Below are 2496 nucleotides of genomic sequence, written 5' to 3' on the forward strand. Positions count from 1 at the left end.
TCCTGGCATGAGATAAACAGATTTCCTGCTGCCAATTCAAACTTTCGTGATTTGCAAGATAGAATCTATGAGCTAGAGCGAACCAACGAAGATTTGGCTGAGAGAGTTGATGCTCTTGATTCCGAGTTGTTGTCTACGGTTAATGAGCTAGACCGCTTAAAGAATCCCTCCTATTGGCAAGCTCTTGACGATGGAGATGGACACGCTTTAATGGCTCTCGATAAGTTAGAACGTGCAAGTAAAGATCAGTAGACTGGTATTCTAGAAACCAGCCTACCATTTAGAGCTAAATTCTATAGGGGCTTTATCCTTGAGTGTTCAAAGTCCCTCACTCCATCATCTCGATACCCCTTCCCCCGCCCTTTTGCGAGGTAGCTGGCTCTATAAATAGCATCATGTAGCAAGTCGTTGTTATCTATGAACAGATAGCAATTTTGGGGGACTGATAGCGTTCCACCCTTCCGAGCCCAAATTTCAGTTAGCGTTTTTATTAGTTTTGCAGGGTGTCTAATTTTATCTCCATCTAACATCAAGATAATATGATAATGCTGGTGTTTTGCTTTCTCTTGTTCACGCACCCATAAGTAACCCATTTGGGGCATGGAATAGTATTGCTGAACATGAGTGCGCAGCGATTTAATCAAAGAGCTTATCCTTTTGTTTGTCGATTCGGGTTTGTAAGTACCCCGCATAATCGTGCCATTCACATTTAGAGAACATCCGGCATAATCAATCTGCCAACGAAGGAGATCGCTATGCGTAAAGCCCGTTTTACTGAGCATCAGATCATCGCTGTGATGAAGTCGGTTGAAGCCGGACGAACCATTAAAGATGTCTGCCGGGAGGCCGGTATCTCTGAAGCCACCTACTACAATTGGAAGTCCAGATACGGCGGCATGGAGGCTTCTGATATTAAAAAGATCAAGGATCTTGAGGACGAGAACCGACGTCTCAAACAGATGTTTGCCGACCTGAGCCTTGAGAACCGGGCACTGAAAGACGTTATCGAAAAAAAGCTTTAAAACCAGCCTGTAAGCGTGAGCTGGTCACTCATCTGATAACGACATTCGGACTCAGTATCCGTCATGCCTGCCGGAGTCTGAACCTGAGCAGAACGGTTTACCATTACCGCCCGGATACCACGCGTGATGAACCTGTTATTGCCGCCCTGCAGGCAGCGGCTGAACGATACCCACGATACGGCTTTCCGAAGCTTTTCCAGATCCTGCGACGGCAAGGATACTCGTGGAATCACAAAAGGCTCCACCGTATTTACTGTCTGCTGAAGCTGAATTTTCGCCGTAAGGGCAAACAGCGGTTGCCGGTGCGTAATCCCTCGCCACTGGCCACACCGGAAGCGCTAAACCAGAGCTGGTCTGTCGATTTTATGCATGATGCACTGGCCTGTGGCCGTCGTTTTCGCACGTTCAATGTCGTTGATGACTTTAACCGTGAGGCGTTGTCGATTGAAATCGATCTGAATCTGCCAGCTCAGCGAGTCGTTCGTGTTCTCGACAGGATCGCGGCAAACCGTGGCTATTCGGCCATGCTGCGCATGGATAATGGTCCGGAATTTATCTCTCTGGCGCTGGCTGAATGGGCAGAGAGGCACGCAGTAAAATTGGAGTTTATCCAGCCGGGTAAGCCGACGCAGAATGCTTTCATCGAGCGTTTTAACAGGACATACCGTACAGAAATACTCGATTTTTATCTGTTCAGAACGCTGAATGAAGTGCGGGAAATCACGGAGAAATGGTTATCAGAATATAACTGTGAACGTCCGCATGAATCACTGAACAATATGACACCGGAGGAGTATCGACAGCACCATTATTTGGCCGGGTTCTCAAAAAATGCCTGGAACTAAAATTGGTCTATTTACACAAGCACTGCGAGTGGTATGGGTAGAGTCTTAGGGCGTGGTGTAAATTCGGAAGGATGGTGAGAGCCATCGGCTTATCCGGTAATGTAATGGTTAATCAGACAATTATCTTAGAAGGAGTCAACCGATGGCTGACAACAGCATGACATTCAGTAACACCCTGATGCAACTTGGCGGTGAGGATTTTCTGCGCGCACTCACCGAGTTTATGCTCAACCGCATCATGGAAGATAACGTCACTCAGCGCATCAACGCAGAGCCTCACGAGCGCAGCGATGAGCGTGAGACCTACCGCAACGGTTACCGTGACCGTCAGTACAACACCCGCCTCGGCATGCTGGACCTGCGTATCTCGAAGCTGCGTGAAGGTACCTACTTAAGGCGGCGATCCGGCAGGTGTTCTCTGCCAGCTGGCAGCGCTGCCGGGGAGGGGTCAGTCCAGTGTGGTGATCTGATCCTGACTACGGCCAAAAGTTCGATTTATTCATAGATGGTCGCCTCCGGTTTGCCAAGCTAAACATGTTGTGGTGGATTTGCAGGTCATCAATTGCAGCCATAGATCCGGACTTTGCCGAGGTGATGTGAAACTCCTCTGTCCCTGATGGAATACGCGA

General features: G+C 48.5%; 3 protein-coding genes and 1 pseudogene. 3 read left to right on the plus strand and 1 reads right to left on the minus strand.

Annotated features, from left to right (window positions below):
* Positions 1–252, plus strand: a 252-nt coding sequence (locus EIEH_RS19515; protein ID WP_035610262.1) for a hypothetical protein, incomplete at its 5' end; no start/stop codon positions are given.
* Positions 253–293: 41 nt separating this feature from the next.
* On the opposite strand, the gene EIEH_RS20170 is transcribed toward EIEH_RS19515, so the two are convergent.
* Complete coding sequence (locus tag EIEH_RS20170; protein WP_081167836.1) at positions 294–782, minus strand: YagK/YfjJ domain-containing protein; 489 nt, start codon at positions 780–782, stop codon at positions 294–296.
* Between EIEH_RS20170 and EIEH_RS18635 the strand changes: the two genes are divergently transcribed.
* Both EIEH_RS18635 and EIEH_RS15920 read left to right on the plus strand, forming a co-directional pair.
* A protein-coding gene (locus tag EIEH_RS18635) for an IS3 family transposase (protein ID WP_107775185.1) occupies positions 756–1867 on the plus strand; the annotation gives its coding sequence in 2 pieces (ribosomal slippage) (positions 756–1017 and positions 1017–1867; 1113 coding nt in all). The genes EIEH_RS20170 and EIEH_RS18635 overlap by 27 nt on opposite strands.
* Before the next feature lie 142 nt (positions 1868–2009).
* Positions 2010–2258, plus strand: a pseudogene (locus EIEH_RS15920) (transposase); the annotation flags it as partial.
* Positions 2259–2496: the final 238 nt, after the last annotated feature.

Source organism: Edwardsiella ictaluri ATCC 33202 (assembly GCF_000264785.1).
GTDB lineage: Bacteria > Pseudomonadota > Gammaproteobacteria > Enterobacterales > Enterobacteriaceae > Edwardsiella > Edwardsiella ictaluri.

Bases quoted from the DNA above. Each gene is read 5' to 3' on its own strand.
- EIEH_RS20170 (WP_081167836.1), bottom strand. From the start codon at position 782: ATGCTCAGTAAAACGGGCTTTACGCATAGCGATCTCCTTCGTTGGCAG.